22 protein-coding genes are annotated in these 23,583 nt (G+C 63.6%); 15 read left to right on the forward strand and 7 right to left on the reverse strand.

Going from position 1 to position 23,583, the window contains the following annotated elements:
- Positions 1-58 precede the first annotated feature (58 nt).
- The gene (locus tag GGR13_RS16230; protein WP_183214632.1) at positions 59-751 is read left to right on the forward strand and encodes a DUF6250 domain-containing protein; all 693 of its coding nucleotides are present in this window, start codon (positions 59-61) and stop codon (positions 749-751) included.
- Here GGR13_RS16230 and GGR13_RS16235 read toward each other — a convergent pair.
- From GGR13_RS16235 to GGR13_RS16245, 3 genes are read right to left on the reverse strand one after another with little or no spacing between them, the layout of a single operon-like run.
- Complete coding sequence (locus GGR13_RS16235; protein WP_183214633.1) at positions 742-1,086, reverse strand: L-rhamnose mutarotase; 345 nt, start codon at positions 1,084-1,086, stop codon at positions 742-744. The two genes, GGR13_RS16230 and GGR13_RS16235, sit on opposite strands and share 10 nt — an antisense overlap.
- Positions 1,083-1,844 carry an L-rhamnose 1-dehydrogenase Lra1 gene (lra1, locus tag GGR13_RS16240; protein ID WP_183214634.1) on the reverse strand — a complete coding sequence of 254 codons (762 nt, stop codon included), beginning with the start codon at positions 1,842-1,844 and terminating at the stop codon, positions 1,083-1,085. The genes GGR13_RS16235 and lra1 overlap by 4 nt, the downstream gene beginning before the upstream one ends.
- A 14-nt stretch (positions 1,845-1,858) precedes the next feature.
- Entirely contained in the window at positions 1,859-2,704 is an 846-nt protein-coding gene (locus GGR13_RS16245) for an IclR family transcriptional regulator (RefSeq protein WP_183214635.1), read from the reverse strand.
- A 155-nt stretch (positions 2,705-2,859) separates the two neighbouring features.
- Here GGR13_RS16245 and rhmD point away from each other — a divergent pair, with 155 nt between their 5' ends.
- The 4 genes from rhmD to GGR13_RS16265 are packed head-to-tail and all read left to right on the forward strand — an operon-like array spanning position 2,860 to position 6,590.
- Positions 2,860-4,038 carry an L-rhamnonate dehydratase gene (gene rhmD / locus GGR13_RS16250; RefSeq protein ID WP_183214636.1) on the forward strand — a complete coding sequence of 393 codons (1,179 nt, stop codon included), beginning with the start codon at positions 2,860-2,862 and terminating at the stop codon, positions 4,036-4,038.
- Positions 4,039-4,056: 18 nt separating this feature from the next.
- Complete coding sequence (locus tag GGR13_RS16255; protein ID WP_183214637.1) at positions 4,057-4,929, forward strand: fumarylacetoacetate hydrolase family protein; 873 nt, start codon at positions 4,057-4,059, stop codon at positions 4,927-4,929.
- Complete coding sequence (locus GGR13_RS16260) at positions 4,926-5,675, forward strand: 3-oxoacyl-ACP reductase FabG (RefSeq protein WP_183214638.1); 750 nt, start codon at positions 4,926-4,928, stop codon at positions 5,673-5,675. Before GGR13_RS16255 ends, GGR13_RS16260 begins: the two co-directional genes overlap by 4 nt.
- 9 nt (positions 5,676-5,684) lie before the next feature.
- Complete coding sequence (locus GGR13_RS16265) at positions 5,685-6,590, forward strand: amidohydrolase family protein (RefSeq protein WP_183214639.1); 906 nt, start codon at positions 5,685-5,687, stop codon at positions 6,588-6,590.
- A 13-nt stretch (positions 6,591-6,603) separates the two neighbouring features.
- Here the strand turns inward: GGR13_RS16265 and GGR13_RS16270 are convergent, their stop codons facing one another.
- The 4 genes from GGR13_RS16270 to GGR13_RS16285 form a co-directional block, all read right to left on the reverse strand.
- Positions 6,604-7,977: an oligogalacturonate lyase family protein gene (locus GGR13_RS16270; protein WP_183214640.1), complete on the reverse strand. Its 1,374-nt coding sequence runs from the start codon at positions 7,975-7,977 to the stop codon at positions 6,604-6,606.
- 13 nt (positions 7,978-7,990) lie between these two features.
- Positions 7,991-9,643, reverse strand: coding sequence for an MFS transporter (locus GGR13_RS16275; RefSeq protein ID WP_183214641.1), 1,653 nt, complete (start codon positions 9,641-9,643; stop codon positions 7,991-7,993).
- An 18-nt stretch (positions 9,644-9,661) separates the two neighbouring features.
- On the reverse strand, positions 9,662-10,768 hold the full coding sequence (bglB, locus tag GGR13_RS16280; protein WP_183214642.1) for a beta-galactosidase BglB: 1,107 nt from the start codon (positions 10,766-10,768) through the stop codon (positions 9,662-9,664).
- 166 nt (positions 10,769-10,934) lie between these two features.
- Positions 10,935-12,101, reverse strand: a complete 1,167-nt coding sequence (locus GGR13_RS16285) for an L-lactate dehydrogenase (protein ID WP_183214643.1) — start codon at positions 12,099-12,101, stop codon at positions 10,935-10,937.
- Positions 12,102-12,281: 180 nt separating this feature from the next.
- Here GGR13_RS16285 and GGR13_RS16290 point away from each other — a divergent pair, with 180 nt between their 5' ends.
- The 10 genes from GGR13_RS16290 (at position 12,282) to GGR13_RS16335 (ending at position 23,570) form a co-directional block, all read left to right on the forward strand.
- Entirely contained in the window at positions 12,282-13,460 is a 1,179-nt protein-coding gene (locus GGR13_RS16290; protein ID WP_183214644.1) for an SGNH/GDSL hydrolase family protein, read from the forward strand.
- Positions 13,461-13,681: 221 nt separating this feature from the next.
- A complete protein-coding gene (locus GGR13_RS16295) occupies positions 13,682-16,540 on the forward strand; it encodes a monovalent cation/H+ antiporter subunit A (protein WP_343060473.1) in 2,859 nt (952 codons plus the stop codon).
- Complete coding sequence (locus tag GGR13_RS16300) at positions 16,537-16,887, forward strand: Na+/H+ antiporter subunit C (protein WP_183214646.1); 351 nt, start codon at positions 16,537-16,539, stop codon at positions 16,885-16,887. The genes GGR13_RS16295 and GGR13_RS16300 overlap by 4 nt, the downstream gene beginning before the upstream one ends.
- Positions 16,884-18,425, forward strand: coding sequence for a monovalent cation/H+ antiporter subunit D (locus GGR13_RS16305; protein ID WP_183214647.1), 1,542 nt, complete (start codon positions 16,884-16,886; stop codon positions 18,423-18,425). Before GGR13_RS16300 ends, GGR13_RS16305 begins: the two co-directional genes overlap by 4 nt.
- Entirely contained in the window at positions 18,422-18,913 is a 492-nt protein-coding gene (locus GGR13_RS16310; RefSeq protein ID WP_183214648.1) for a Na+/H+ antiporter subunit E, read from the forward strand. The genes GGR13_RS16305 and GGR13_RS16310 overlap by 4 nt, the downstream gene beginning before the upstream one ends.
- The gene (locus GGR13_RS16315; protein ID WP_183214649.1) at positions 18,910-19,191 is read left to right on the forward strand and encodes a K+/H+ antiporter subunit F; all 282 of its coding nucleotides are present in this window, start codon (positions 18,910-18,912) and stop codon (positions 19,189-19,191) included. The genes GGR13_RS16310 and GGR13_RS16315 overlap by 4 nt, the downstream gene beginning before the upstream one ends.
- Positions 19,188-19,622, forward strand: coding sequence for a Na+/H+ antiporter subunit G (locus tag GGR13_RS16320; protein WP_183214650.1), 435 nt, complete (start codon positions 19,188-19,190; stop codon positions 19,620-19,622). Before GGR13_RS16315 ends, GGR13_RS16320 begins: the two co-directional genes overlap by 4 nt.
- A gap of 240 nt (positions 19,623-19,862) precedes the next feature.
- Entirely contained in the window at positions 19,863-21,491 is a 1,629-nt protein-coding gene (locus GGR13_RS16325; RefSeq protein WP_183214651.1) for a TldD/PmbA family protein, read from the forward strand.
- Positions 21,492-21,513: 22 nt separating this feature from the next.
- A complete protein-coding gene (locus GGR13_RS16330) occupies positions 21,514-22,839 on the forward strand; it encodes a TldD/PmbA family protein (protein WP_183214652.1) in 1,326 nt (441 codons plus the stop codon).
- An 11-nt stretch (positions 22,840-22,850) separates the two neighbouring features.
- Entirely contained in the window at positions 22,851-23,570 is a 720-nt protein-coding gene (locus GGR13_RS16335; RefSeq protein WP_183214653.1) for a DUF4159 domain-containing protein, read from the forward strand.
- The last annotated feature ends 13 nt before the right edge of the window (positions 23,571-23,583 follow it).

Consider the following 23,583-nt stretch of genomic DNA (forward strand, 5'->3'; position numbering starts at 1 on the left):
AACGGCCGTGATGACAGGGTTCGTGCTGTCGTCCTGTACGACCTTCCCAGGGGGCCCCATGAGCAGCCCATCGGTCGAAGCCGTCTCCGGGAGGCTGATCCACACCGACGATTTCAGGTCGGGGCTGTCCCTTTGGGCTGTCGATCTGGAGCGAGGCGGGCGCGTGGAAGCCAAGGCCGGCGCGATGCATATCGATGTGCCGGCGGGTGCAACGGTCTGGTTCCGGACAGCGCTGCAGGGCCCCGTCATGATCGAGTATCAGGCCGTGGCTGTCGATGAAGGCGGAGCCAACGATCGCGTCAGCGACCTGAATGCGTTCTGGATGGCCACTGACCCGTCCAGAACGGACGGTATTCCGTTTCCGCGCTCAGGCGCATTCGCAAGCTATGACACCCTGCTGACCTACTATGTGGGCCAGGGTGGCAATGGCAACACGACGACCCGTATGCGCCGTTATGTCGGCGAGGCGGCAAACCGGCCCTTGCTTGCAGGCCACGACCTGTCCGGTTCGGAGGACCTGCTCCGACCCAATGTCGTGCAGAGGGTTCGTCTGGTGGCGGACGGGCATCGGATCGAATACTGGCGCGATGGTCGACGGGTGTTCCGGATGGATGATCCGACCCCGTACCGCAGAGGCTGGTTCGGGATTCGCACAACGGCCAGCCATCTAAGGATCAGCCAGTTCAGGGTCTACGCCTTGACCCCTGCCGAAAGCATGCGCCAACCCGAGGCCTCAATCCATCAACGTTGATCCGCAATGCCCAGGCGAAACACGGGCTGGAGATCGACCTGGGTCGGCACATTGTCCGGACCCGTTTCCATGATGTCGGCCATCATGGCCCACCAGTCCTGCATGATCTGTGTTCGCGGCAGCTCATCCATACTGTGATCGACCCGTCGGGTAAGAACGGCAAACAGGGCATCGCTCACGGGATCAAGGAAGATCCTATAGTCCACCACCCCTGCTGCGATCAGCGCGTTCGAGAGGTCTGGCCAGATCTCATCGTGGCGGCGGCGGTATTCTTCGGCCTGCCCCGAATTCATGGTCATCCGGAAGGCGACCGTCTCGACGGCAGGGGCGCTCATTGCAGGTTCACGAAGGCACCGCCATCGACGAGCAGCGCTGCGCCCGTGACGTAGCGCGCCATGTCCGACGCGAGAAAGACGATCGGGCCCGCAAGATCGTCAGGCTCGCCCAGCCGTCCCAGCGGGATTCGGCCGGCCATGTATTCGCGCTTCTTCGGATCGGCCAAATCCTCGCGGTTGATGTCGGTCTCGATCGTGCCCGGCAGGACGGAGTTGCAGCGAATGCCGTGCGGGCCCAACGCAATGGCGCAGGACTGCATGAGAGAATGCACGCCCGCCTTTGTCGGGGTGTAGTGCGTCTGCATTCCGCCCCCTACTAGGGCGCTGATGGACGAAACCGCAATCAGGGCCCCGCCGCGCCCCTGATCAACCATCCGGTTGGCTGCCGCCTGGGTCATGTACCAGGCTCCGTGCAGGTTCACGCGCAATGTCCGGTCGAGCACTTCCAGCGGCATGTCCAGAAAGCTGTGGAATGGACAGATGCCGGCGTTGCTGACGAACACATCAACAGAGCCAAAGGCATCGACGGCAGCCTGGACAAAGATGGGAGCCTGAGCCGGGTCCGAGACGTCCCCCCGCACGGCGATCGCGCGCAGTCCCAGGGCTTCGATTTCCGCGACCGCGCTGTCTGCACCCTCGCGATCATTCAGATAGTTGATTGCGACGTTGGCGCCATGCCGTGCACAGCCGATGGCGGCCGCCCGTCCGATGCCACCCGAGGCCCCTGTGATCAGGACGGTCTTTCCTTCGAGCAGCATGGGGCCTCCGGTTGCTAGGGTCGCGTGGAACGCTTGGAATGCGGTGCGCTGTCAGTCGACGCATCTTCACGCCAACCCAGCTCACGGCTGATGGCATAGGCGGTTTCGCGGACCTGATGGGGCAACGAGGCCATGCGGCGATCGTCCATATACTGTGCCGCACTGGACAGACTGATTGCCCCGACGATGCGACCGGCGACATCGCGGATGGGCGCCGCCACGCAGCGGATCCGGTCCTCGTTCTCCTCGAGGTCGAAGGCATGGCCGGCTTCCGCATAGTCTCGCATCCGGTTCAGCCAGGTTTCCCGATCCACGGCACTGCGGCTGATCGCTTCTTCGGTGTCGAACATCTCGGCCCAGCGGACTTCGGTTTCATCCAGAAGCAGGGCCTTGCCGAGACCGGTGGATCGAAGAGGCTGGCGTTCGCCGACGCGCGAACTGATCTCGATCCTGCGCCGACCCGGGATCTTGTCCAGATAGAGGGCCCGACCCTTGTCCAGCACACCGAGATGGAGCGTATCTTCCGTCACGGCGGCCAGAGCCTCGAGATAGGGCCTGGCGACCCGCGGCAGGTCCTTCTGCTGCTGCGCCTTGAACCCGAGCTCGAGCAGTTTCGGCCCCAGGACGTAGCCTTCGCGCGGCAGGAAATTCAGGTACTGCCGCTCGACGAGGGCCGCGGCCAATCGGTGCGTCGTGCTGCGCGTCAACCCGAGCCGGGTGGCCAATTCCGCCAGACCGATGACACCGTCCGACACAGCCTCAATGACGTCCAGCCCGCGCAGCAGCGTCTGGCTGCTGGACGATTTGCCCGCGCCCTGCCCCTCGCCGGCCTCTAACTGTGTTGACGCCGATATTCTCATCTCGTAACGTCCTATTTCATATGTTGACACGACGCACAAGCGTTGGGCCTGTGAGTTGTAGGGGATCCGGACATGCCAGCTCGTACAGATGTTGACGCGCTCGCCGAGTCGCAGACCCTTAATCTCATATATTGACATCCGGAGACCACGCCGCAATGGCCTTTCCCCTGATCCGTCACGTGCGGGCCTTTGTCGTTCGCGGTGGCGGGGCTGATTATCACGACCAGGGCGAAGGCCACTGGATCGACGACCACATCGCCACGCCCATGTCGCGCTATCCCGAGTACCGGCAAAGTCGCCAGAGTTTCGGCATCAATGTGCTGGGCACCCTCGTCGTCGAGATCGAGGCCATGGACGGGACGATCGGTTTCGCCGTGACGACGGGCGGTGAGCCAGCCGCCTATATCGTGGAGAAGCACCTCGCCCGTTTCCTCGAAGGCCGGGCTCCCAACGAGATCGAGAAGATCTGGGACCAGATGTATTTCTCGACCCAGTACTACGGTCGCAAGGGACTGGTCGTGAACGCGATCAGCGGTGTCGATCTGGCGCTCTGGGACCTGATGGGCAAGCTTCGGGGCGAGCCCGTGCACCACCTGCTGGGAGGAGCGGTGCGTGACGAACTGACCTTCTATGCCACCGGCGCGCGCCCGGACCTGGCGAAGTCGCTGGGTTTCATCGGGGGCAAGATGCCGCTTCACCACGGGCCGGCTGAAGGCGAAGAGGGGATGCGCAAGAACATCGAGGAACTGGCGACGATGCGCGATCGCGTCGGCGAGGACTTCTGGCTGATGTTCGACTGCTGGATGTCTCTGGATCTCAACTACGCAACCCGGCTGGCGCACAAGGCCCATGAGTACGGTCTGAAATGGATCGAGGAGGCGCTCAGCCCGGACGACTACTGGGGCTATCGCGACCTCAAGGCCAATGCTCCCAAGGGGATGCTGGTCACGACCGGCGAACACGAAGCCACCCGCTGGGGCTTCCGCATGCTGCTGGAGATGGACTGCTGCGACATCATCCAGCCTGACGTCGGCTGGTGCGGTGGCATGACCGAACTGATCAAGATCTCGGCCCTGGCGGACGCGCGAGGCGTGATGGTCATCCCGCACGGCTCGAGCGTCTACAGCTACCATTTCGTCGTGACGCGCCATAACAGCCCGTTCGCCGAGTTCCTGATGATGGCACCCAAGGCCGACAAGGTCGTCCCGATGTTCCAGCCTCTGCTGATGCGTGAGCCCGTGCCGGTCAACGGCAGGCTGAAGGTGCCCGACACGCCCGGTTTCGGGGTGACGCTGAATCCCGATGTCCCGCTTCATCGCCCCTACACCCACTGAACCGTCCGGACACCGTCGATGAAACTGTTGCGTTACGGGCCGAAGGGCCATGAAAAGCCGGGCCTGCTGGACGACAGCGGTGGGATCCGCGACCTGTCAGGGCAGGTCACCGACATCACCCCCGATCTGATCCACGGCGAAGGGCTGTCGCGGCTGATGCAGATCGACCCGGCTTCCCTGCCGGTTGTCGAAGGCCCAGTCCGCCATGGCGTGCCGCTCAGCGGCAGCCGGAAATTCATTGCCATTGGCCTGAATTTCGCGGACCACGCCGCCGAGTCGGGCCTGCCCGAACCCTCCGAGCCTGTCATCTTCATGAAGGCCATCAGCTGCCTGAGTGGTCCGGATGACGATGTCGTGATCCCGCGCGGCTCGCTGAAGACGGATTGGGAAGTCGAACTGGGCATCGTGATCGGAAAGCCGGCTTCCTACGTCGAACTGCCCGATGCCCTGGACCATGTCGCCGGCTACGTCCTGATCAACGACGTGTCGGAACGCGCCTATCAGATCGAACGCGGCGGCACCTGGGACAAGGGCAAGGGGTGCGACACCTTTGGCCCTGTTGGTCCCTGGCTGGTCACCTCGGACGAGGTGGCGGACGTCCAGAATCTGGACATGTGGCTGGACCTGAATGGCAAGCGGATGCAGACCGGCAATACCCGGACCATGATCTTCGGCGTCGCAGAGATCGTATCCTACGTCAGCCATTTCATGACGCTAGAGCCCGGCGACCTGATCACCACCGGTACCCCGCCCGGGGTTGGCCTTGGCCAGAAGCCCGAGCCCCTTTACCTCAAACCCGGCGACGTTATGCGACTGGGCATCGAGGGGCTCGGAGAACAATCACAGACCGTGGTGCCCTGGCGCGCCGCTGGATCGGGAGATGTCGCGTGAACGCCTATGCACAACGATTTGAAGGCCGCTGCGCAGTCGTGACCGGCGGCGCTTCGGGCGTGGGCCGGGAAACCGCAGCCCGCATTATCGCCGAAGGGGGACAGGTCTGCCTCTGGGACCTGGACGCAACGATCCTTGCGCAGGTCGCCGGCGAAATCGGCGCCATCAACTATCAGGCTCTGGACGTCTCGGATCCCGAGGCTGTGGCCCGCGCGGCTGACGCCAGTGCTGCAGCCATGGGCCGGATCGACATCCTTGTGGTCGGGGCTGGCGTGACCGGAGCCACGGGTCCGGTGTGGGAGTTTCCGATCGACAGCTGGCGTCGGGTCATCGACATCAATCTGAACGGGGCCTTCTACTGCTGCCGCTCGGTGGTCCCGCACATGCTGAAGAATGACTATGGCCGGATCGTCAATGTGTCGTCCGTCGCCGGCAAGGAAGGCAATCCGAACGCCTCCGCCTATTCAGCCTCCAAGGCGGGCCTCCTGGGCTTTACCAAGTCGCTGGGCAAGGAGCTGGCCCAGACCGGCGTGCGGGTGAATGCCATCACACCGGCGACCTTCAAGAGCCCTATCCTTGCGCAACTTCCGCAGAGCCAGATCGACTACATGCAGTCCAAGATTCCCATGGGCCGGCTGGGCGAGCTGGCCGAGGTTGCATCGCTGATCTGCTGGCTCGCCAGCGAGGAGTGCAGCTTCTCGACGGCGGCGACCTTCGATATCTCGGGCGGACGCACGACCTACTGAGGAACCGGGATGGCGCACGAACTGCCGATCGTCGATCCCCATCAGCACCTGTGGGATTTCACCCGTCAGCATTACGGCTGGCTGATGGATGACCCCCTGCCCCCGAACCCTGCCGGGGACTGTAAGACAATCGCGCGGCCCTATGGGCTTGATGACTATCTGGCGGACGTCGCGGGCTGGAACGTGATCGGCACGGTCCATGTCGATGCCGGCGCCGATGCCCATCAGGCGCTGGACGAGACCCGCTGGCTGCAGGAGACCTCCGATGCCCGCGGCCTGCCGACGGGCATCGTGGCCTACGCCGCACTCAACCAGCCTCTCGCCGGACTCGACGCCCTGCTGGGTGCGCATCGCCAGTCAGCGGCTGTTCGGGGGATCCGCCAGATCGTGAATTGGCATGCCGATCCGGCCCGGACCTACGGCCCGCGTGACCTTCTGCTGGACGACAACTGGCGCGCGGGATTCTCCCTGTTGCGCAAGCACGACCTGTCGTTCGATCTGCAGATCTATCCGTCGCAGATGCCCGAGGCCGCGAGGCTCGCGGCACGGCATCCAGACACACGGATCATCCTGAACCATGCTGGAATGCCGACCGATCGGGATGAAACCGGGCTCGCCGCGTGGCGAGACGGCATGGCCTTGCTGGCCGCCCAGCCCAATGTGGCCGTGAAGATTTCAGGCCTGGCCATGGTGGACCGGTCGTGGACGACGGAATCGATCCGTCCCTTCGTACTGACCACGATCGACCTGTTCGGGTCGGAGCGGACCATGTTCGCCAGCAACTTCCCCGTCGACAGATTGTATGGCGACTTCAGCCAACACTATGAGGCTTATGACGCCCTGACAGCGGATTTCAGCGATGCTGACCGGCGCAACCTGTTTGCCGGCACGGCGACTGCCATCTACCGGCTCTAAGGCGAGACGGGCATCAGCCAGCCTTGGCTACCTCGACGGCATAGACGTGGTTGGCCCCGTGCATGTTCGAGCGGAAGACGATCCAGCGGTTATCAGGCGTGAAGGTGATATTTGGCTCCAGTCTGTAGTCATGGGCCGCCATGTTCACCAGGCGCTCGGAACGGAAGATACCCGGGCGGATCAGGTCGTCGGCATTGGGGGCGTGCAGGCCGGCGACATCCGAAATGGCTTCAGGTCTGAACAGATAGATCCATTTGCCATCCGGCGCGCGCGCAACCATCTCGGCGTCACCGCCGTCTCCGGCAAACAGGGCACCATCGTGCGAGCTGTTGAAGTGGACCGACCATTCATCGCGTTCGAGATGATAATGGGTCCGGGCTCCGGTCTGCAGATTGTAACCCGCGACCGTGAATTTCTGGCCTCTTGGCGTCTGCAGATCATACCAGATGGTCTGTCCGTCGCTCGAGAACCACTCGTGCCCCGCAATCTCCATGTTCATCGTTCGGGCGTGCACACGCGTCAGCCCCGAACCATCTGTGCGGATGGTCCAGATGCGATCGACCTTGTGCCAGGGTCCCTCGTGGCAGAACATGATCTGCTGCGGATCCGTCGGCGAGAACTGCAGATGGTTCAGCCAGTCCGTCGCCCGGTGAACGACCTTTCGCTCGCCCGTGCGGACATCAAGGGTGAAGATTTCCATCGGAATGCGCGCTTCCAGCCGGTCGTTCAGCCGCACCTCCTTGGCATCGGCGAAGGTCATCGGCGTGCCGTCCGGCCAGGACGCGGCATAGGCTGCCTGGTCATAGCGGCCGTCGCGCCCCCGCGTCGCGTTCGGCTGAAGGGGCATGTCCCGCTCGGTCCATTGCCCAAGCAGCAGCGTCTCGTCAGCGTTCACAGAACCAATGCTGCCCGAGGCGATCGTCCCGATTGTCCGCTCGGCCCCGGTCGTCGCGCTGGCGGCATAGATCGTCGTCGACCGCGGTTGCGATGAGCCGTCACCAGGTGTCGTGCGCGTGAAATAGAAGTCTCCGGTCCGAGGCCCGGCGAACAGCAGAACCAGCCCCTCCCCCTGGATAATCGGGCGAACCTGGCGGGTCTCAAGATCGACAGCCGAGATCGCCCCTGGCGTTGTGATCAGCAGGGTCCGCCTGTCCGGAAGGTAGGCATTCTGATGGAAATAGAGGCTTGCACTGCCGGCCTCGTTCGACAGCCGGACGACCCGGTGACCCGTATCGGGGTCGATCCAGTCGCGGGGCGGTTCACCCGCCGGTGCCTGTACTGGTGCGGCCGTTTTTGCGGGACTTGTCCGGGCCGCTGCGGAGGCAGCGCTGCCGATGCCCGCAAGGACGAGAGCACTGGCGGCGGCACGTCGTGTCAGGCTGGGCATGGCTGGGCTCCGGTCAGGTGGGGCCGACGCCCGGGTCGATATCCGGGCCGGTGCGGGTGGATTGAGGGGCGGCCGCTCCCTTGCCGGCACCCCACAAACGGTCATACGACCAGCCTGTCAGGTCCTCGACGACGGCCTTGGCTTCGGGGCTGGATGGCGTCCGTTCGCCGGCATGAAACCGGTCGATCTCGGCCATGAGAACGCCGTGGGTCCGGGCATTGAGCCGGAAGCGCCATGAGATCACCAGGCCCAGGAACATGACCACGATCGGTCCGCCGATCAGCAAGGCCACGATGGTGTTCACGGCCTGAGGGGTCTGTTCGACCGTGACGCCATCTGTGCCCGATACATATCCTCCGGCTCCGATGATCCAGCCGGTGGCGATGATGGCCCCCGACTGGGCAACCTTGCGCACCAGGGTCATGACACCGGCGAATATGCCCTCGCGCCTCTGACCCGTCACGGCCTCGTCGACGTCAGGCAGGTAGTTGTAGACGCTCCACGGCACGAAATTCAGCGTGCCGCGGCCAAGCCCGGCGAGGATGATAGGTGCAAACAGCCAGAAGACCAGCGTCGGGCTGAAGGCTGCACCAAACGGGTTCAGGGCACTGAGCACATTGCCGTCGAGCGCCTCGAGCCCGGCACCGAAACCGGTCGGCTTGACAAAATAGAAGATCAGATAGAGCAGGAGCGCCAGGCTGAAGAGGCTGACCGCAAACCGATAGGCCAGGACCGGTCCGGTCCGGATCACCACATTGATCGCGATCATCACCGAAATCAGCTGGGCGACATACATCGCTGTCATCAGCTGGGAAATGATGAGGGTTCCGCCTAGCAGCACTGTCACGACGAAGATCGGGAAGGCGGTATTGAAGATGTCCTGGGCGATGTAGCCGCCCAGATAGATCGACAGATGTTGCCGGAAGGCCCGGATCTTCAGCGTCGAGAACAAATCCCGGAACATCGTCACCGGAATGAGTGCGGCCCGTTTCAGACTGAAGGGCGGGGGCTGGAAGGACTTTTCGGCCTCGGTATACGGCCGCTCCCAGCTGAGCAGGACCACCAGGGTGACAACCACGCTGAAGATCACGCCGAAGATGGCCGCCATGATCAGGAAGGTCGAAGGAGAATCCTTGCCACCGAAATTGTTGATCAGCAGCGTCGGGAGATAGGAAGCGAGGATCGCGGACGTCTGAGCGACCAGCATACGCGCTCCGGCAAACTTGGCCTTCTCCTTGTAATCCTTGGTCATCTCCGCCGCGAGCGTCTCCCACGGAATGAGAAACATCGTGTAGAGCAGCTCGAAGAAGATGAAGACGACCAGGTAGTAGGTGAATGTCTGGCCGGTGATGAACAGCAGGGCAAAGCTGGGCAGAAGGGGGATGGTCAGCAGCAGGAAGAATTTGCGCCGGCCGATCCGGCGACCGATCCATGTGTGCCGCATATTGTCGGAGATGTAGCCGATCAGCGGGCAGGTGATCGCCTCCAGCAGCCGGGGCAGCCCCAGGATCAGCCCCGCCTCGACCGGCGTCAGGTCGCAGAAGGTGGTGAAGAAGTAGAACAGCCAGCCGGTGATCACCGCCTGGGCCCCGGCGCCGAGCATGTCGCCCGAACCCCAACCCCAGTAGTTGATCCAGGTGGGCTTGCGCATCTGCACGGTCGCCATCGTCACGCCCTCCCCGACCTAGATGTAACGAAGCCGGAACTCGCCCAGCGCCATGATGGCCATTGCCTGGCCGTAGGGCATCGAGGTCAGCGGAATGTCGCGATATCCCTGAAGGGTATCGAATACGGGCGTGCCGAACGACACCTGCCTGAGTTCGCCGTCCTCGCCGATATTGGCCAGGACCCCCTTCAACGCGCGGACCGCCATCGCTTCATATTCGACCGGAAGATAGCGTTTGCGGACGGCCTTCAGGATTCCGTAGGCAAACCCGGCCGCCGACGAGGCTTCCAGATAGCTTGATGGATCGTCGATCAGGGTGCGCCACAGGCCGCTTTCATCCTGGTGAATAGCCAGCGCCTTGACCTGGGCTTCCAGCGTCTCGATCAGGAAGCGCCGCAGGGCGTCTTCCGGCGGGAGGTCCAGCATCTCGATGAATTCCGGGATGGCGATGGTGACCCAGCAGTTTCCGCGCGCCCACAGCGCATCCGCGAAATTGTGCCGCCCGATGAAGTTCCAGCCGTGGAACCAGAGGCCGGTCTTCTTGTCGAACAGATACTTGATGTGGATCAGAAACTGCTTCCTCGCCTCCTCCACGTAGTGCGGCCGATCCAGCAGGAGCCCGATGCGCGCCAACGGCAGGACGCTCATCATCAGGGTGTCGTCCCAGAGCTCCTGAGGATTCTCGTCGTTGAACACGATGTGCTGGAACCCGCCCTCCTCGGTCCGCGGCAGACCGTCCATCAGCCACTCGGCCCATGTGTCGAGGTAGGGGATGTAGGTCTCGTCGCCGGTGTGTTCGTAGAGATTGGCCAGGGTCAGGAAGGGTGAGACCGTATTGATGTTCTTGGTCGGCGTGCCGGCCTCGAAGCGGTTCCTGAACCAGTCCAGCATGATCTGCAGGACAGCCTCGTCACCGGTTTGCTCGTACAGGCGGTAAAGCCCGTAGAGGCCGATACCATGGGTCCATTCCCAGTCGTTCCAGCCCTTGGTGTCGATGACCCGCCCGTCATCAAGCCGCAGCAGGAATTCGCCCGTCGTATCCTTGATGTTGACCAGGTTATCGATCAGCCGGGCAAGCGTCTGGTCGAGGCTGTCTCGGGAGATGTCATGGGCAAGGTTTGGCATGTCTTTGTCCGGATTCCTGGGGTCGATCGCTCCCGCTCCTTGCCCTGTGGACACCGGATCGAAAACGGCATTTGTCTTGCCGTGACACCGACAGGTCCTCCGCCCCACCAGCACCCTGATCTCATTTTATGCTTTTCTATCTCATAATGTGGTAGTTCTTGATCCGTCAAGTCGGAGCTTTTGAGCCGGTTTGGGTCACGAGCAGATGGGGGCCGATCTGATCGAGGCGGTTGACACCTACCAGCGTCATGGCCACGCGCATCTCGGCAGCGATCAGGGATAGAACCCCCTCCACTCCGCGCTGTCCGTCAGCGGCTAGCCCATAGACCCAGGCCCGCCCCAGAAGAACGCCGTCCGCACCGCTGGCCATGGCCCGTAGAACGTCTAGGCCCGAACGGATTCCACCATCCATGAGGACGGCCATCCGATCCCCCACCGCCTCCGCGATCGGACCAAGCGCATCTATGGCTGCGAGGGTGCCATCGAGCTGGCGTCCGCCGTGGTTCGACACGACCACGCCGTCGAAGCCCCTCTTTGCTGCTTCGCGCGCGTCCTCGGGGTCGAGGATACCCTTGATGACCATCTGACCGGGCCAGAGCGCACGGATTTCCTCGGCATCGTCCCACGTGACGGAAGCATCGAAATTGCTGGCCATCCAGGACCAGTAGTCATCGATCCCGGCTCCGGCTCCAACGGCTGTGGACACGTGGCCGATCGTATGCGGACCGCCCAGCAGCCCGACATCGAAGGCCCAGGCAGGACGCGTGACGACCTGAGCGATGCGCATCAACTGCCTCTGGAGAGGCGTGCCCCCCGACAGACCGGATCTCTTGTCGCGGTACCGGGGCCCGGGCGATGGCATGTCGACTGTCAGAAAGAGGGTCTCGGACCCTGCCGCGTGGGCACGGGCGACCATGTCCCGCATGAAGCCCCGATCCCGTGTGACATAGAGCTGGAACCAGGGCGGCGTCTGCACTCCGGCCCGCACTTCCTCGATCGAACAGGCCCCCACAGTCGACAGACAGAAGGGCACGCCCTGCGCCTCGGCCGCCCTTGCGGCCTGCACCTCGCCGCGACGCGCGTTCAGACCGGCCATCCCGACGGGCGCCAAAGCGACAGGCATCTTCACCGTCCGACCCAGCAAAGTCCCGGCCAGCGACACCCCATCCGCTCCGGTCAGGACACGTTGACGTAGACGGACGTCCTGAAGACGGGCGATGTTGTCGCGCAGAGTCGTCTCGGCGAAGGCGCCGCCATCGATATAGTCGAATAAAAACTGCGGGATCCGGCGCCTGGCCGCTTCGCGATAGTCCATGACATCGGCGAGGATCATGCGGCCGGATCTCCTTCTAGCGGCTATTTGACGAACGTATATCGGGATGATAGTTCATATATTGGGACTAGACAACGTCAGCCTGACCGAGATTCTGACCGAATGTGCATCCGCCGCAACGTCCGATCGATAGGCTGGTTCTTCCTGCCACATTCCCTTGCCGCCGGCCTCTTTGCTGGGTTGATCCTAGCGATCATCGCCAGCGCACCGGCTTCGGCCCAGTCGCGCTGGATCTCGGGATGGACCTTCGTGCCAACAACGACGATGGGGCCCGCAACCCCGCCATCGCCGCCCAATCCCAATGACATCCGCGGACCGCTGGGACCGGACACCGTGACGGATCAGACGTTGACCCAGACCCTGCGGGTCACGGCGTCCGGATCGGCGCTCCGCCTCCGACTTTCCAACAGGTACGGTGCGACCCCCGTTGTTTTGGGGGCCGTGACCGTGTCGCTCTCCGATGGACGCAGTCTGCCGGTGACCTTTGATGGGCGGTCCGGCGTCAGCATCCCGGCCGGGGCACCTCGACTGTCCGATCCCGTCATGGTTCCGGTCAAGGCACTGGACGACGTTAGGGTCAGCATCTTCTACCCCGAGGAGACGAGCCTTCCGTCGCATCGGCTGCGCCAGGTCGTCAGTGCGGGCAATACCACACCTCGCCCCTTGCCGAACGACAGCGCCCCCGCCCGCTTCGGCGTGCTGCTCCAGGGGATCGATGTCCAGACCGACAGCTCCACCAGCGTCATCGTCGCCTTTGGCGACTCGATCACGGAAGGCGTCAGCGCCACCCCAGGGGGGCCGGGTGGCTGGCCTGAACGCCTGGCGTCGCGCCTTTGGGGAACATCCGATCGGTGGTCGGTCGTCAACGCCGGGATTGGCGGAAACCGGCTCCTGCGCCGTGGCTCGGGCCCGTCGGGCCTGGAGCGCCTCGACCCTGACGCTCTTGCCGTACCAGGGGCCCGGTGTCTGATCGTTCTGGAAGGGATCAACGATATCGGCCGCCCCATGCAAGCCGCCTATGCCCATGAACCCATCACCGCTGAAGACCTGATTGCCGGATACCGGCAGGTCATCGCCCGCAGTGACGCGTCCGGGATCAAGGTGGTCTTCGCGACCATCATGCCCTTCGAAGGCGCGCCCTATTTCTCCGAGAACGGCGAAGCCATTCGCCAGCAGGTCAACACCTGGATTCGCACGGCCGGCGAGGCCGATGGCTTCATCGATTTCGACAGGGCGACACGGGACCCTGACAGACCAACCTCGCTCCTCGCCGTCTACGACAGTGGCGACCGCCTCCATCCGTCCGATGCCGGTTATGCGGCGATGGCCGAGGCCATACCCCTCGGGGTTTGCGACTGACACTGCGCAGGTGGCCTGACGGTCCGGAAACCGGTCTTCAGGCCAATACGCCTGCCAGACGCAGCGTGCGTGAGCGCGGGGCTGTGATGCCGACGGTTCCTTTTGTGAACGGTTCCGGGTCGCCACCGGTCAACCCCATCGGCTAAGGTCCGCGCGACACCTCTCCTCCACAGAGGCCGTCACCGCCCGATCCCTGTTCCTGAAGGTGCCCGTTGCTGCTTGTGCTTGCCCTGTTGCCAATTGTCGGAGCGCTGGCTCCTGCCCTGGCGATCAGAGTCGGACGCAATGCCTGTGCGATGGCAGCCGGTACCGTGACGCTGGCGGCACTGGTCGTGCTGGCGATGCTGGCCCCAGCGGTCATGGCCGGCGAGACGGTGCAGGTCCGGATCGACTGGGTGCCCCTGCTGGGCATGAACCTCAATCTGTTCCTTGACGCACTCGGACTGATGTTTGCCGGCATGATCCTGGGGATCGGCCTGCTGATCATCATCTATGCTCGCTTCTATCTGGCCAAGGCCGATCCGATGGGGCGGTTCTTCACCTATCTGCTGCTGTTCCAGGGCGCGATGCTGGGCATTGTCGTGTCCGACAACATCCTGCTTCTACTTGTCTTCTGGGAACTGACCAGCCTGACGTCGTTCCTGCTGATCGGGTTCTGGCGTGATCTGCCCGAGGGTCGGCAGGGGGCACGGATGGCACTGGCTGTCACGGGTGCCGGCGGGCTGTCGCTCATCGGAGGCCTGCTGATCCTGGGCAATATCGCCGGATCCTATGACCTGACGGTCATCCTGCAGAACCGGGAGGCCATCCAGGCGTCGCCACTCTATCTGCCGGCACTTCTGCTGATCCTGGGTGGCTGTTTCACCAAGTCCGCGCAGTTCCCGTTTCACTTCTGGCTTCCGCACGCGATGGCCGCGCCAACCCCGGTCAGCGCCTATCTGCATTCCGCCACCATGGTGAAGGCCGGCATCTTCATGCTGGCACGCCTCTGGCCGGTCCTGGCCGGGACGGAAACCTGGTTCTATCTCGTCGCGACGACCGGTCTGGTGACCATGGTGTTTGCCGCGGTCGTGGCCCTGTTCAAGGACGACCTGAAGGGGTTGCTGGCCTATTCCACGATCAGCCATCTGGGCTTCCTGACCATGCTGTTCGGCTTCGGCACGCCCATGGCCGCCGTCGTCGGGGTCTTCCACATCATCAATCACGCGACGTTCAAGGCCGCACTGTTCATGAACGCCGGCATCGTCGATCACGAGACCGGCACGCGGGACATCAAGCGTCTGGGGGGGCTGGCGACCCTGATGCCGATCGCGGCGACCCTGGCCGTGGTCGCCGGACTTTCCATGGCGGGCATACCGCCTCTGAACGGCTTCATCTCCAAGGAGATGATGCTGGAAGAAGCCTCGCATACTGTCTGGTGGACCCAGCCCTGGCTGGTCCCGGCCCTCGCGACCCTGGGGGCGACGTTCTCGGTGGCGTATTCCTTTCGCTACATCGTCCACGTCTATCTCGGCAGGAAACGCGACGACTATCCGCGGCCGCCCCATGATCCCGGCATCGGGCTGTGGGGACCGCCCGCTGTGCTTGTTGCGCTCGTGGTTTCCATCGGCCTGTTCCCGGCCGTCGTCGCTGGCCCTCTGGTCGAGCAGGTCTCACGGGCCGTCATCGGCGGCCAGACGCCGTACTACTCACTGTCGCTCTGGCACGGCGTGACGCCTGCCCTGTTCATGAGCATCGCCGCCATCGGGATCGGGTTGGTAATCCTGAGCGCCCACCGCCAGATCGCTGCGGTCTGGCACGGGCTTGCCCTGCCTGATGCAAAGGCCCTGTTCGATCGAGCCCTTTCGGGTCTGACGCGCGGCGCTGTGGCCTTCACAGCCCGGACACAGAACGGATCGCTGGAACGCTACATCGCGATGTTCATCGGCACGGCCATCGTTGTCGGCTTCGCAGGCTTTCTGGGATCGGATTTCGTCGCAGGAAATCGGCCGACGACAGCGGCGTCGCCCATGGCCGTCGTGGGATGGCTGGCGCTGATCGCGGCAACGGCGCTGGTGCTGGTGAACCACCGTGCGAGATATGTGTCCCTGATCTACATCGGTATCGTGGGTCTGGTGATCTCGCTGGGCTTCATCCACTTGTCCGCGCCGGATCTGGCCCTGACGCAGATTTCGGTGGAGGTGGTCACCATCCTGCTGATGCTGCTGGCGCTGAATCTGCTGCCCAAGACCAGCCCGCGCGAGAGTTCCCTGCCCCGTCATTTTCGCGATGGCGGGCTGGCCGCGCTCGCCGGGCTCGGGGTCGGCGGTGCCGCCTGGGCTGTCATGAGCCGCCCTGTCGACAGCATCTCGGGCTATTTCTGGGAGAACGCCAAATCCGGCGGTGGCGGCACCAATGTCGTCAACGTAATCCTCGTGGATTTCCGGGGCTTTGACACCTTCGGCGAGATCATCGTCCTCGGCATTGCCGCGCTCGGCATCTTTTCATTGCTGGAAACGGCCGGCACAGGCGCGAGCGGACGCCGGATCCTGGCATGGCAGCCCGATACCCCGCGCTCGCCCGAGCATCATCCGATGATGCTGGTCGTGGCCACGCGCCTGCTGCTGCCTCTCGCGGTGATGGTGGGCCTCTATATCTTCCTGAGGGGCCACAACCAGCCCGGGGGCGGCTTCATCGCGGGTCTGGTCATCTCCATTGCCATACTGATGCAGTACATGGCCTCAGGATATCAGTTTGCCGCACAGCGGCTGCGGGCAGACCATCACACATTGATCGGGCTTGGCGTGCTGATCGCAGCGGCGACGGGGCTGGGGTCGCTGCTGTTCGGTGCGCCTTTTATGACCACCGCATTCGACTATTTCAGCCTTCCGATCATTGGCGAGTTTGAACTGGCGACCGCCATGCTGTTCGACGTCGGGGTGGCACTGACGGTCATTGGCGCGGTCATCCTGGCCCTCGCCCAGCTTTCCCAGGTCGCCCAGAGCGCGGAGAAACAGGAGCCCCTCGAGACGCCCTCCGCCATGGACATCGATCCATCGCGCGACGGTCCGCCGTTGGTTCCAGAGGAGACGGTCAAATGATCAGTCTCGAACTCCTCGTGGCATCCGCCATCGGCGTCCTGACGGCGGCGGGCGTCTATCTGGTGCTTCGCCGACGGACGTTTCCTGTGGTCCTGGGTCTGGCCTTCCTGTCCTATGCGATCAATGTCTTCCTGTTCGCCATGGGACGCCTGGTGATCGACCGCCCACCCCTCTACGACAAGGCGGCAGACGGCTACACTGATCCCCTGCCCCAGGCCCTGGTCCTGACCGCCATCGTTATCGCCTTCGGAATGACGGCCTTCGTCGTGGTGCTGGCGCTGCGCAGCTATCTGGAAACCGGGATCGACCGGGTCGACGGAATGCCCGACGAGAAGGGCAAACCATGAGCCTGATCGTGTCCTGGTGGGTGATCGCCAGCGTGATCCTGCCCGCCGTCGTGGGGGCTGGTATCCTCCTGTTCCTTCGTCACCACCTCGCTTTGTCGCGCCTCGCCGCGTTGGGGTCGTGCATCGTGATGGTCATCATCGCGGTTATGCTCGTGCACGAAGCGAACGGCGGGACGATCCAGAGCTATGCGCTCGGTAACTGGCGCGCCCCCTTCGGCATTGTCCTCGTGCTGGACCGCCTGTCAGCGATGATGGTCCTGCTGACGGCCGTGCTTGCCCTGATCGTCCTTGTCTATGCGATCAGTACGGGGAAGGACCGTCAGGGATGGCATTTTCACCCCCTTTTCCAGTTCCAGATGCTGGGTCTGAACGGTGCCTTCCTGACCGGGGACCTGTTCAACCTGTTCGTCTTCTTCGAGGTGCTGCTGATCGCGTCCTACGGCCTGATGCTGCACGGCCAGGGCGGCGAGCGACTGAAGGCAGGCGTTCAGTATGTGATCATCAATCTGGTGGGATCGACCCTGTTTCTGGTCGGTGTGGGCCTTCTTTACGGCGTCACAGGGACCCTCAACATGGCGGACCTGGCCGTGAAGGTTGCGGCGGCACCGCCGGGTGATCAGGGTCTCATCGCCGCCTCGGCCCTGCTTCTGACCACCGTCTTTGGTCTCAAGGCGGCTCTGGTCCCGCTCCATTTCTGGCTGCCGGGCACCTATGCGGCGACCGGTGGAGCGGTCGCGGCCCTGTTCGCCATCATGACCAAGGTCGGGGCCTATTCCATCATCCGCACCAGCACCCTGATCTTCGGCGAGGATGCAGGCGGCGCGGCATTCGTGGTCGCGCCGTGGTTGCTGCCGGCCGCGCTCGTAACGATCATCATCGGCTTCGTGGGCATGTTCGCAGCGCGGGGATTGCGGGATCTCGCGGCCTGGGCCGTCGTGGGATCGATGGGGACCCTGCTCTGCGCCGTGTCCGTCTTCGACACTCAGGCCATGGGACCCGCCCTGTACTACATCCTGCACTCGACGCTGGCCGGAGCGGCCCTGTTTCTTGTGGTCGACCTGATCGCACAGAGGCGGGCAGAACACGGTGACGCCATCACTCTGGCCCCGCGATTCACCCAGATAGAAATTCTGTCAGGCTTCTTCTTCCTGGCCGCCATCGCGACGGTCGGGCTACCGCCGCTCTCGGGCTTTGTGGGCAAGCTGCTGGTGCTCGATGGCGTGCGCACCTCGCCTGCCGCTGTCTGGATCTGGACGGTGATCCTGATAACGACTGTCCTCGGTGTTCTGGCATTCGGGCGCGCCGGCAGCATGATCTTCTGGAAAAGTGCGACACTGGATGGCGAGATTGCGCTCCGGTCCCTGCGTGGCAGGCGGGGCGGGATGGCTGCTGCGGCAAGTCTGCTGCTTGCGCTTGCCCTGCTGACCATCATGGCGGGCCCGATCACCCGATACACCGCGGCGGCGGCGGACCAGCTATTCGCACCCGAGAGCTACATAGCGGCCGTTCTTGGTCCCCAGTCCGGAGGCCGGCGATGATCCGCCGTATACTGCCTCACCCCGGCCTGAGCGCCATGCTGGTGGTCGTGTGGCTGTTGCTGGTGAATGATTTCACCTTCGGCGCCCTGTTTCTGGCCCTCGTTTTCGGCGTCCTGGTCCCGCTTTTCACAAGCCGGTTCTGGCCAGCGAGGCCGGTTGTCCGGTTTGGACCCGACATGATCGGCTACGTCGGGATCGTCTTGTACGACATCCTGATCGCTAACTTCCAGGTCGCCTGGATCATCGTCACGCGACGCAACCGGGACCTGCGATCCCATTGGCTGGTGATCCCGCTGGAGCTTCGGTCGCCCGAGGCGATCACGACCCTGGCCGGCACCATCAGCCTGACGCCCGGCACCGTCTCCAGCGACATCTCGGGGTGCGGCCGGGCGCTGCTGGTTCACGCGCTCGACGTCGCCGACCCGGAGGCCGAGGTCGCACGGATCAAGCGCCGCTATGAGGCTCGTCTCCTGAGGGTGTTCGCATGACCGGATCGATCCTGCCGATTGCCCTCGGCTTTGCCTTTGTCTGCGTCAGCGCATCGATCGTGCTGAACCTGTTCCGACTTTGGCGCGGGCCTCTGTCGGCGGACAGGATTCTTGCGGTCGACACCCTGACCATCAACGCCATCGCCATGATCGTGCTGTTCGGGATTGCCTACACCACGCCCGACTATTTCGAGGCCGCACTGCTGCTGGCGATGGTCGGTTTCGTTGGCACTGTGGCCTACTGCAAATTCCTGCTGCGGGGAGACATTGTCGAATGACACTCTTCGCCGAAATACTGGTCTCGGCCCTGCTGGTGCTGGGCGGAGTGTTTGTCCTCGTGGGGTCCTGGGGCCTCGCCAAACTGCCGTCTGTCATGACCCGACTGCATGGACCGACCAAGGCCACCACCCTGGGCGTCGGGGCCTGTCTGATCGCCTCGATGATCTATTTTCCGTTCTTCAGCGGGACATGGTCTGCCCACGAACTGCTGATCACCCTGTTCCTGTTCCTGACCGCGCCCGTCTCTGCCAATCTGATCGCCAAGGCCCATCTGCACCGACAGGGGCGGCGCATCGATCCCAACCCCAGCGACCAGATCGTCGATGGCCTCCCGCCTCCGCTCGGAACTGCCGACTGGGCGACCTTTGCGGGTGGCACGACAACTGACACGGCGATACCCGGTGAGGCCGATGGCGACAGGCGGTCTTGAGCCCACGCCATCCTGAGGCTTTTCGGCGGTGCGCAGCGCCTGAGTGTCGCGGGTCCTGACCAACCAGCGGTGAAGAGCACTCGCCCTGACGCAGCATTTTCATAAATCTCCGCCCGGCCATTTGACCCCGGACAAACCCCAGTCAATGATGACTGAGATTGGGGCACGGTGGCCGGGCGTGACGGTGCCAGACTTCTGTTTTCGTTTGCCGTTCGCGGCATCGCTCGGGGGAGAAAACACTTGCAAAGACGTCAGTTCCTGGCCGCCTGCGGCATTGGTGCAGGGGGGCTCCTGCTGCCCGGGTTTCGCGCAATCGCAGCCGAACAGTTGGTCGAAACGGTCGAGGTTGCGGTCAAGAAACGGTTGGCCGACGCGGCCATGAGCGCCGCGACCGCCGCCGGAGCGTCCTACTGCGACGTCCGGATCGGTCGCTACATGCGCCAGTTCGTCGTCACTCGCGAAGCCAATGTGCAGGGCGTGACGAACACCGAATCCTCGGGCGTCGGTATCCGGGTCATCGCCGACGGAGCCTGGGGCTTCGCCGCTACCAACGACATGTCGGCCGAGGCCGTCGCGGCATCAGCCCGACTGGCCACCGAGATCGCCAAGGCCAACGCCCGCAGCCAGACGGCGCCCGTCCGGCTGGCACCGACGCCCAGCCTCGGCGAAGTCAGCTGGCGTACGCCTATCCGGCGCAACGGCATGGAAGTCGAAATTCAGGAGAAGGTCGATCTGCTGCTGGGCGTCAATGCGGCCGCCACCAACGCCGGTGCCAGCTTCGTCAACTCGTCGCTGTTCCTGGTGAACGAGCAGAAGTATTTCGCCAGCACGGACGGGTCCTACATCGACCAGGACGTCCACCGCATCTTCGCGCCCTTCACCGTCACCGCGATCGATCGGAGCACCGGAAAATTCCGGACCCGCGACGGTCTGTCGACCCCCATGGGGATGGGCTACGAATATCTGGACGGCGACGCCGCTCACAAGAGCACGGCGCCCAACGGCGTGGTCAGCTACGGCAAGTCCTACGACATGCGCGAGGACGCGATCGCTGCAGCCCGGCAGGCCCGCGAGAAGCTTACGGCGACGTCGGTCCGGCCAGGCCAGTACGATCTGGTGCTGGACCCCAACCACCTCGGCCTGACCATCCATGAATCGGTCGGCCACCCGCTCGAACTGGACCGGGTGCTGGGATACGAGGCCAACTATGCTGGCACCAGCTTCGCTACGCTCGACAAGCGCGAGCAGCGGTTTCAGTACGGCAGCGAGATCGTCAACCTGATTGCCGACAAGACCGAGGTCGGATCGCTGGGCGCTGTCGGCTACGACGACGAGGGCGTGAGGACCAAGTCCTGGCCTCTCATCGAGAACGGCAAGCTGGTCGACTACCAGGCCACGCGGGACCAGGCCCATATCCTGGGCAAGACCGAGTCCGATGGCTGTTCCTATGCCGACTCCTGGTCGAGCGTTCAGTTCCAGCGCATGCCCAATGTCTCGCTCCAGCCCGGGAAGGTGCCGATGAGCGTCGCCGACATGATCGCCGGCGTCGACAACGGCATCTACATCCTGGGTCGCGGCTCCTTCTCGATCGACCAGCAGCGCTACAATGCCCAGTTCGGCGGCACGCTCTTCTACGAGATCAAGAACGGCCAGATTACCCAGCCGCTCGAGGATGTCGCCTATCAGATGCGGACGCCAGAGTTCTGGAACGCCTGCAGCGCCATCTGCGATGAACGCGACTATCGCTCGTGGGGGTCGTTCAACGATGGAAAGGGGCAGCCCAGCCAGTCGTCTGCCGTCAGCCACGGATCGCCCACGACGCGTTTCGACGGCATCAATGTCATCAACACCGCGCGTTCGCTCGGCTGATCTGACCTCGGGGAAAAATCAAATGAGCATCATGACGCAAGACGAGGCGAAAACGATCCTCGACAAGGTGGTTGCGCTGTCGACCGCGGATCAGTGCACGGCACGGCTGGGCGGATCGATCGAAGGCAATATCCGCTTCGCCCTCAACAATGTCTCGACCAGCGGTGTCGTCAGCGACACCGGCCTTGTTGTCGAGGTCGCCTTCGGCAAGCGGGTCGGTACGGCCACGATCAACGAGTTCTCGGACGCCGCCCTCGCGCGGGTCGTCAAGCGTGCCGAGGATCTGGCCAAACTGGCACCCGAGAACCCCGAGTTCATGCCGGCGGTCGACAAGCAGACCTATCGTCCCAGCAACACCTTCGTCGAGGCGACCGCCGCCATCACGCCGGGTCAACGGGCCGAGATTGCGCGGGCCTCGATCGAGCCCTGCAAGGCCCAGAACCTGATCGCGGCAGGGTTCCTGACCGACAACCAGAGCTTCGCGGCCTTCGCCAACTCGAACGGCAATTTCGGTTACCAGCGTGCGACCGACATGGACTACACCTGCACCGTACGCACCGAGGACGGCCAGGGCTCGGGCTGGGTCGGCCGCAGCCTCCAGGACGTCAGCGACTTCAACGCTGCCAGCGACGTCAACATCGCCATGCGCAAAGCCGCAGCCTCGGTCGAGGCACAGGCGCTGGAGCCGGGGAAATACACGGTCATCCTCGAACCTGCCGCGGCCGCAGGCCTGATCTCCTTCATGGGCGGCTTCTTCGGAGCCCGTCAGGCCGACGAGGGGCGAAGCTTCCTGTCCAAGGCGGGAGGCGGCAACAAGATCGGCGAGCAGGTCTATGATCCGCGCGTCAACCTGTATGCCGATCCCTGGGATCCGGATGTGCCCGTTCTGCCATGGGACGGTGACGGCCTGCCCCGCGAGCGCATGGCCCTGGTCGAGAATGGCCGGATCGCCAACCTCAACTATTCCCGTTTCTGGGCCCAGAAGCAGGGCAAGACGGCCATGGGCCAGCCCGGCAACCTGATCATGGGCGGTGGCACCAAATCGACTTCCGATCTGGTACGTGAAACCGAGCGGGGCATTCTGGTGACCCGCACCTGGTATATCCGGATGGTGGACCCTCAGACGGTGCTGCTGACCGGCCTGACCCGGGACGGCACCTTCTACATCGAGAACGGCCAACTGAAGTATCCGTTGAAGAATTTCCGCTTCAACGAGTCGCCCGTGATCATGCTGAACAACATCGACGAACTGGGCCGGCCTGTCAGGGTGGGCGATGGACTACCGATGATGATCCCGCCGATGCGCCTGCGCGACTTCACCTTCACGTCGCTCTCAGACGCTGTCTGACCGGAGGGCGCGTGTCGAATGTCCGTTTGACACGCGCCGACTGCCTGCGGCTGCTGACCGGAAGTGCGGCCGGGCTGCTGACCGGTGCCTTCTCGCCACCGGCGGCGGCCAGGCCCGCCTTCGATTTCTGGTTCACACGATTGCGCTATGACTCCGGCGACTGGGACGTCGACCAGAGGATGCCGGCCAATATCCTGACGTCGCTCGTCGACTACACGAACCTGCGCGTCGATCCGGAAGAGCGGGTGGTCCGGCTTGACGATCCCGCCATGCTGACCGCGCCCTTCTGCTATCTGGCCGGACACAAGCTTGTGGAGTTCAGCAGCGCGGAAGCTGCCAATTTCGAGCGTTATGTCCGGAACGGCGGCTTCGTGTTTGTCGACGACTGCAACCACGACATCGATGGTCTGTTTGCCCGGTCCTTCGAACGGCAGATGACCGCCATCTTCGGAGCCACTGCGCTGAAGAAACTGCCGAACACACACCCGATCTACCGCAGCTTCTTCGCTTTCGACGGCCCGCCCGCAACCAGCTTCGAGCTGAATGGCTGGGGCGATGATCTGGTCCATGATTATCTGAAGGGGATCGAGATCAATGGCCGGCTGGGTGTGCTCTACAGCAACAAGGATTACGGTTGCGAGTGGGACTATGACTGGCGGAACAAGCGCTTCCTGGCTCAGGACAACACCCGATTCGCCGTGAACATCGTGATCTACGCCCTGACAGCCTGATGGCCGGAACCCA

The sequence above is a fragment of the Brevundimonas variabilis genome, from assembly GCF_014199945.1.
Classification (GTDB): domain Bacteria; phylum Pseudomonadota; class Alphaproteobacteria; order Caulobacterales; family Caulobacteraceae; genus Brevundimonas; species Brevundimonas variabilis.

Excerpts from the sequence above, each read along its gene's own strand:
- GGR13_RS16230 (WP_183214632.1), top strand. The coding sequence starts at position 59 with ATGAGCAGCCCATCGGTCGAAGCCGTCTCCGGGAGGCTGATCCACACC.
- GGR13_RS16235 (WP_183214633.1), bottom strand. The coding sequence starts at position 1,086 with ATGAGCGCCCCTGCCGTCGAGACGGTCGCCTTCCGGATGACCATGAAT.
- lra1 (WP_183214634.1), bottom strand. The coding sequence starts at position 1,844 with ATGCTGCTCGAAGGAAAGACCGTCCTGATCACAGGGGCCTCGGGTGGC.
- GGR13_RS16245 (WP_183214635.1), bottom strand. The coding sequence starts at position 2,704 with ATGAGAATATCGGCGTCAACACAGTTAGAGGCCGGCGAGGGGCAGGGC.
- rhmD (WP_183214636.1), top strand. The coding sequence starts at position 2,860 with ATGGCCTTTCCCCTGATCCGTCACGTGCGGGCCTTTGTCGTTCGCGGT.
- GGR13_RS16255 (WP_183214637.1), top strand. The coding sequence starts at position 4,057 with ATGAAACTGTTGCGTTACGGGCCGAAGGGCCATGAAAAGCCGGGCCTG.
- GGR13_RS16265 (WP_183214639.1), top strand. The coding sequence starts at position 5,685 with ATGGCGCACGAACTGCCGATCGTCGATCCCCATCAGCACCTGTGGGAT.
- GGR13_RS16270 (WP_183214640.1), bottom strand. The coding sequence starts at position 7,977 with ATGCCCAGCCTGACACGACGTGCCGCCGCCAGTGCTCTCGTCCTTGCG.
- GGR13_RS16275 (WP_183214641.1), bottom strand. The coding sequence starts at position 9,643 with ATGGCGACCGTGCAGATGCGCAAGCCCACCTGGATCAACTACTGGGGT.
- bglB (WP_183214642.1), bottom strand. The coding sequence starts at position 10,768 with ATGCCAAACCTTGCCCATGACATCTCCCGAGACAGCCTCGACCAGACG.
- GGR13_RS16285 (WP_183214643.1), bottom strand. The coding sequence starts at position 12,101 with ATGATCCTCGCCGATGTCATGGACTATCGCGAAGCGGCCAGGCGCCGG.
- GGR13_RS16300 (WP_183214646.1), top strand. The coding sequence starts at position 16,537 with ATGATCAGTCTCGAACTCCTCGTGGCATCCGCCATCGGCGTCCTGACG.
- GGR13_RS16305 (WP_183214647.1), top strand. The coding sequence starts at position 16,884 with ATGAGCCTGATCGTGTCCTGGTGGGTGATCGCCAGCGTGATCCTGCCC.
- GGR13_RS16310 (WP_183214648.1), top strand. The coding sequence starts at position 18,422 with ATGATCCGCCGTATACTGCCTCACCCCGGCCTGAGCGCCATGCTGGTG.
- GGR13_RS16315 (WP_183214649.1), top strand. The coding sequence starts at position 18,910 with ATGACCGGATCGATCCTGCCGATTGCCCTCGGCTTTGCCTTTGTCTGC.
- GGR13_RS16320 (WP_183214650.1), top strand. The coding sequence starts at position 19,188 with ATGACACTCTTCGCCGAAATACTGGTCTCGGCCCTGCTGGTGCTGGGC.
- GGR13_RS16330 (WP_183214652.1), top strand. The coding sequence starts at position 21,514 with ATGAGCATCATGACGCAAGACGAGGCGAAAACGATCCTCGACAAGGTG.